Raw genomic sequence first — 5,342 nt, 5'->3', positions numbered from 1 at the left:
GTGCCCGCCGGGGCCGTGGCCGCCCGGGCCGAGGGGCCGGTCGCCGACCTCGGTCGTCACGAGCTCGCCGATCCGGGCCTCGAGGTCGGCGGCGCGCTCGTCGGCCTGCTCCTGCGTGATCCGGCCGTCGGCGACCTCCTCGTCGAGGTGGGCCCTCGCGGCGTCGACGAGGGCGGCGACGAGGTCGTCGGTGCTCACGCCCTGGTCCTCGGCGACCGACGCCAGGGTGGCGCCGTCCTGCGCCAGGGCGTCCCGGAGCTCCTCGGGCGTGAGGTCGAGCACCTCCGCCGCGGCGTCGAGGCCCGCGGGCCCCGGCCCGAGCCCACCCGGACCACCCGGACCACCCGGCCCGGGCAGCGCGTCGGCGAGCGTCGAGGCGACCTCGTCGGCCTGGTCCTGGGTCAGCGTCCCGTCCGAGACGAGGCCCGCGAGGGCCTCGGTGATGCGGTCGACCCCGTCCGCCACGGCGTCGACCGCCCCCTGGGCGGCGTCCTGGGTCGACTCCGTCACCGCGTCGGGCGCCGCGTCCGCGAGCGCCGGCCCGGCGAGGGCCGCCCCGCCGAGGGCGATCGCGCCCGCGACGGTGATGGTGGCCAGCTTCCTGCGCATGGTGTCCTCCTCCGACGGGCGGCCGTTCCGCCCGAGGACCACGACGCTGCGGGCCGCGCCTGTCAGGACGCTGTCACGCCCTCATGGCTCACCTGCGGATCGCGGGGACGTCGTCCCCGCGGGCCCGGGGAGCGCTCGGGACGGCGCGGACCGGCGCCCGGGCGGCCCACGCCCTACCGTCGGCGCGTGAGCGCGAGCGACGACCGCCCGGCCGGCGGCGGCCCCGGCGCCGACGACGCGCGGGACCTGCACGCCCGGGTCCTGGCGGCGCTGCGGCGCACGGCCTTCCTCCTGGAGCGGGAGCTGGCGAGCACCCACCGGGTCAAGGCGTTCCGCGCGGCGGCCACGACGGTCACGCGCACGCCCGCGGACGAGCTGGCCCGCCGCGTCGCCGAGGGCTCCCTCGAGCAGCTGCCCGGCGTGGGACGCACGACGGCGGCCCTCGTCCTCGACGTCGCCGCCGGACGGCGACCCGCCTACCTCGCGGACCTCGAGGAGCGCCAGGAGCCCCTCGTCGGCCCGGACGACGAGGGCGCCGCCGGTGGCGCCGCCCTGCGGGCGGCCCTGCGCGGGGACCTGCACCTGCACTCGGACTGGAGCGACGGCGGCAGCCCCGTCGAGGACATGGCCGTCACGGCCGTGGAGATCGGCCACGAGTACGCGGCCCTCACCGACCACTCGCCGCGCCTCAAGGTCGCGCGCGGTCTCAGCCCCGCGCGGCTGCGCCGCCAGCTGGCCCTGCTCGAGGAGCTCGCGGCGCCGCTCGCGCCCTTCCGGCTCCTGTCGGGCATCGAGTGCGACGTCCTCGCCGACGGGTCCCTCGACCAGGAGCCCGAGCTGCTGGAGGAGCTCGACGTCGTCGTCGCCTCCGTCCACTCCGACCTGCGGATGGAGCGGCGCGCCATGACCCGCCGCATGGTGCGCGCCGTGCGCGACCCCCGCACCGACGTGCTCGGGCACTGCACGGGGCGGTACGTGCAGCCTCGGGAGGGGGTCGGGAGGGCGCGGCCCGAGAGCGAGTTCGACGCCGAGGAGGTCTTCGCCGCGTGCGCGGAGGCCGGCGTCGCCGTCGAGGTCAACGCCCGCCCCGAGCGCCTCGACCCGCCCCTGCGGCTGCTGCGGCTCGCCGTCGAGGCCGGCTGCCTGTTCAGCGTCGACACCGACGCCCACGCCCCCGGCCAGCTCGACTGGCAGGAGCTCGGGTGCGCCCGGGCGGCGCGGTGCGGCGTCCCGCCCGAGCGCGTGGTCAACACCTGGCCCGTCGAGGACCTCCTGGCCTGGACGGCCGACCACACCCACCGACCGGGCTGAGCGCGCCGGCCACCTCGCGCCGCCGCGGCCCCCGCTCAGCCCTCGCCGGCCGTGCCGAACAGCCGGTTGACGCGCCGGTTGGCCTCGGTGAGGGACTCCACAGGTGCGGAGAATCCCATGACCCGGTCCATGGCGGGGCGCATGATCGCGTCCACCTCGCTGTAGTTCTCGGTGATGGGCACGGGGATGGTCGTGCCCTCCTCGACGTGGACGGTGAAGGCCTCGATGTCGATGCCCTTGGCCGACAGCGCCTCCTCGGCGATGGGCACGACCTCCTGACGGGCCGGCAGGACGACGCCGCCGCGGGCGACGACCTCCTGGCACTCCACCGAGGCGAGGTGCTGGACCCACGCCCACGCGGCGCCCTTGCGGGGCGAGGAGGTGGCGATGGAGTCCGCGAGCGAGTTGAACATGGCTGCGCGCTCGCCGGTGGGGCCGACGGGCGTGGGGAAGACGTCGAGGTCGATGCCCTCGAGGCGCGTGAGGTTGTTGATGTTCCAGGAGCCCTGCGTCGCCATCGCGTACCGGTCCGCCTGCAGCTGCTGGTCGACCGACCCGCCGACCGTCCGCTCCAGCGGCGGCATGTAGCCCTTCTCGACGAGCCCGCGCCACCACGCGACGGTCTCCTGGAAGGCCTCCTCGTCGTAGGCGTAGCGCGTCCCCCACAGCGGCTGGTCGGTGTGCGTCCAGCCGTTGGCGCCGGTGTACATCGACCACTCGGTCTGGCCGAAGCCCTCGCCGGCGCCCTCCAGCGCCAGCCCGTAGGTGGCCACCGACGTGGGGTCGAAGCCCGGCTCGTCGCCGCGGACCCCGTTCGTGTCGACGGTCAGGCGGGCGACGAGCTGCTCGTAGGAGCCGCCGTCCTGGGGGTTCCAGTCGAGGGACCACAGGTCCTCGCGGGTGTAGCCCGCCTCCTCGACCATCGCGGTGTTGTAGAAGACGCCGACGGTGTCGAAGTCCTTCGGCAGGCCGTAGCGCTGCCCGTCCGGCCCCACCCACAGGTCGGTGGTGCCCTCGACGTAGGCGTCGAGGTCCACCCCGTCCCGCTCGACGAGCTCGTCCAGCGGCTGCAGCAGCCCCCGCGTGGCGTAGTCGGCGTAGCGGGAGGTGTGGTCGACGAAGACGTCCGGCGCCGAGTCGGAGACGAAGGCGGTGAAGAGCTTGTCCCAGTAGTCGTCCCAGCCGAACTGCTCGATGACGACGTCGACGTCGGGGTTCGCCGCCTCGAACTGCTCGGCGCACTGCTGGTAGGCGGGCAGCTGGGCCGAGTCCCACATCCAGTAGGTGAGGGTGCCGGTGTCCTCCCAGCCGCCACCGCTGACGCCGCTCGACGTGCCGCAGCCGGTGACCGCCAGGCCCAGGGCCGCCGCGACCGCGACGGCGCGGACCGCTCGTGCGCTGCTCGTCCTCATCGGTGAGGACCTCCTCCTCCGGGGGCTCCCGGTCAGCTCGTGCCGCGGGGTCGCGCGGCCGGGTGGTGCGGTGGGAGGCGTGGGCGGCCCGGTGCACCGCCCACGCGTCACTTGACGCCGTTGAAGCCGATCGAGTCGACGATCTTGCGGCTGAAGACGGCGAACAGGACGAGCACCGGCAGGGCCGCCACGAGCGTGGCCGCCATGAGCCCCGCCCAGTCCGGCGTCCCCTGGGGCGTCTGGCTGCGGAAGATGCCGAGCGCGACGGTGAGCACGCGCACGTCCTGGGCGCTGCCGACGAGCAGCGGCCAGAAGTACTCGTTCCACGCCAGCACGTACTGCAGCAGGGCCAGGGTCGTGATCGGCCCCCAGCTCATGGGCACGACGACGCGCAGGAAGGTCCGCACGTGGCCCGCCCCGTCGAGGCGGGCGGCCTCCTCGACCTCGGAGGAGATGCCGAGGAAGAACTGCCGGAGGAAGAAGATGGCGAAGGGCGTCATGAAGAAGAAGGGCAGGATGATCGCCGGGTAGGTGTTGAGCAGCCCGAGGTCGCGCATGAGCAGGAAGTTCGGCAGCTGCGTGAAGATCGGCGGCACCATGAGCGCGGTGAGGAAGAGGAAGAACACCGCGTCGCGCCCGGGCCAGCGCATCCGCGCGAAGGCGTAGGCCGCCATCGCGCCGAAGACCACCTGCCCCGCGGTGATGGCCGTGGCGACGACCACCGAGTTCAGCAGGTAGCGCGGGAACTCGATCGCCGCGCCCGAGCCGCCCTGGGCCTGGGCCTCCACGGTGGAGGCCAGCCCGAAGACCCGCTCGAAGGCCCCGGTCGTCGTCTCCACCGGCAGCAGCGACGACGGCTCGGTCGCGAGGACGGCGCCGTCGGACAGCGCGGTGCGCAGCATCCAGTAGAAGGGGAAGAGGGTGATGGCCATGATCCCCACCAGGGCGGCCCAGGCGAGGACCCGCCCGGGACCGGGGCGCCGGTGGCGGCGCCCCGTGCGCGGTCGGCCGCCCGCGGGCGGAGGAGCGGTGGCCCGCCCCGTCGTGGAGGAGGGGCGCTGCGTCGTCGTGGTCACGGGGCCTCCTAGCCCAGGTCCGACTGGTGGGCCCGCGTCAGCCTGAGCTGCAGCGCCGCGACGGCCATGAGGATGACGAGGAGCACGACCGAGACCGCGGAGGCGTACCCGTAGTCGAGCCGCTGGAAGGCCAGGTCGAAGATGTAGTACTGCAGGACGCGCGTGGCGTCCGCGGGGCCGCCCGCCGTCGTGACGGCCACGGTGTCGAAGACCTGGAACGAGCCGATCATCGTGATGACGAGGACGACGGCGAGGACGGGGCGCAGGAGCGGCAGCGTGATCGACCAGAACATCCGCCACTCGGAGGCGCCCTCGGTGCGAGCGGCCTCGTACAGGTGACCGGGGATCATCTGGAGCCCGGCGAAGATGAGCAGGGCCGTGTAGCCCATGTGCCGCCACACGTTGACGAGCGCGATGGTCGGGACGGCCCAGGTCTCGTCCCCGAAGAAGGCCACCGGGTCGAGGCCGAGCCCGGTCAGCGCCTCGTTCACGATGCCGATCTGCGCGTCGAGCATCCAGAAGAAGACGAGGGCGACGACGACGTTGGCCACGAGGTAGGGCATGACGACGACCGAGCGGACGAGGGTCGACGTCGTCAGCCGGTGCATGAGGACGGCGATGCCGAGGGCGACCACCGTCTGCACGCCGATGTTGACGGCCACGTACTGCAGCGTGACGACCATGGCGTTCCAGAAGGTCGCGTCCTCGAGCAGCCGCGCGTAGTTGCCGAGCCCGACGAAGGCGGGCGGCGTGAAGAAGTCGAAGTCCGTGAGGCTGAACCAGAGCCCCCGCAGGGTCGGCCAGAGGTAGAAGACGCTGAAGCCCAGGAGCGACGGCGCGATGAAGGCGGCGGCGACGAGGGCCTCACGGCGCCGTCGGGCCCGGCTCCCCGGCGACGGCGCGCGGTCGACCCGCGCCGGCGCGGGGACGGGCG

At 74.2% G+C, this 5,342-nt stretch carries 4 protein-coding genes and 1 pseudogene; 1 reads left to right on the top strand and 4 read right to left on the bottom strand.

Features of this window, described 5'->3' with window-relative positions; genetic code table 11:
- Window positions 1–609: pseudogene (locus HLB09_RS12380) on the bottom strand (hypothetical protein); the annotation flags it as partial.
- Between the two features lie 246 nt (window positions 610–855).
- Here HLB09_RS12380 and HLB09_RS12375 point away from each other — a divergent pair.
- Window positions 856–1,920, top strand: a complete 1,065-nt coding sequence (locus HLB09_RS12375; protein WP_171203664.1) for a PHP domain-containing protein — start codon at window positions 856–858, stop codon at window positions 1,918–1,920.
- A gap of 35 nt (window positions 1,921–1,955) precedes the next feature.
- On the opposite strand, the gene HLB09_RS12370 is transcribed toward HLB09_RS12375, so the two are convergent.
- From HLB09_RS12370 to HLB09_RS12360, 3 genes are all read right to left on the bottom strand, one after another.
- The gene (locus tag HLB09_RS12370; RefSeq protein WP_171203661.1) at window positions 1,956–3,332 is read right to left on the bottom strand and encodes an ABC transporter substrate-binding protein; all 1,377 of its coding nucleotides are present in this window, start codon (window positions 3,330–3,332) and stop codon (window positions 1,956–1,958) included.
- A gap of 107 nt (window positions 3,333–3,439) precedes the next feature.
- Window positions 3,440–4,408 (bottom strand): carbohydrate ABC transporter permease, encoded by a 969-nt coding sequence (locus tag HLB09_RS18680; protein WP_212771003.1) that lies wholly within the window; start codon window positions 4,406–4,408, stop codon window positions 3,440–3,442.
- 8 nt (window positions 4,409–4,416) lie between these two features.
- The coding region (locus HLB09_RS12360; protein ID WP_212771002.1) for a carbohydrate ABC transporter permease at window positions 4,417–5,342 on the bottom strand (926 nt) is incomplete at its 5' end.

The sequence above is a fragment of the Pseudokineococcus marinus genome (assembly GCF_013004605.1).
Lineage (GTDB): Bacteria > Actinomycetota > Actinomycetes > Actinomycetales > Quadrisphaeraceae > Pseudokineococcus > Pseudokineococcus marinus.
Note: the sequence above shows the minus strand (reverse complement) of the source record. Positions and strands in the feature narration are given on the sequence as shown.

Bases quoted from the DNA above. Each gene is read 5' to 3' on its own strand.
- HLB09_RS12370 (WP_171203661.1), bottom strand. From the start codon at position 3,332: ATGAGGACGAGCAGCGCACGAGCGGTCCGCGCCGTCGCGGTCGCGGCG.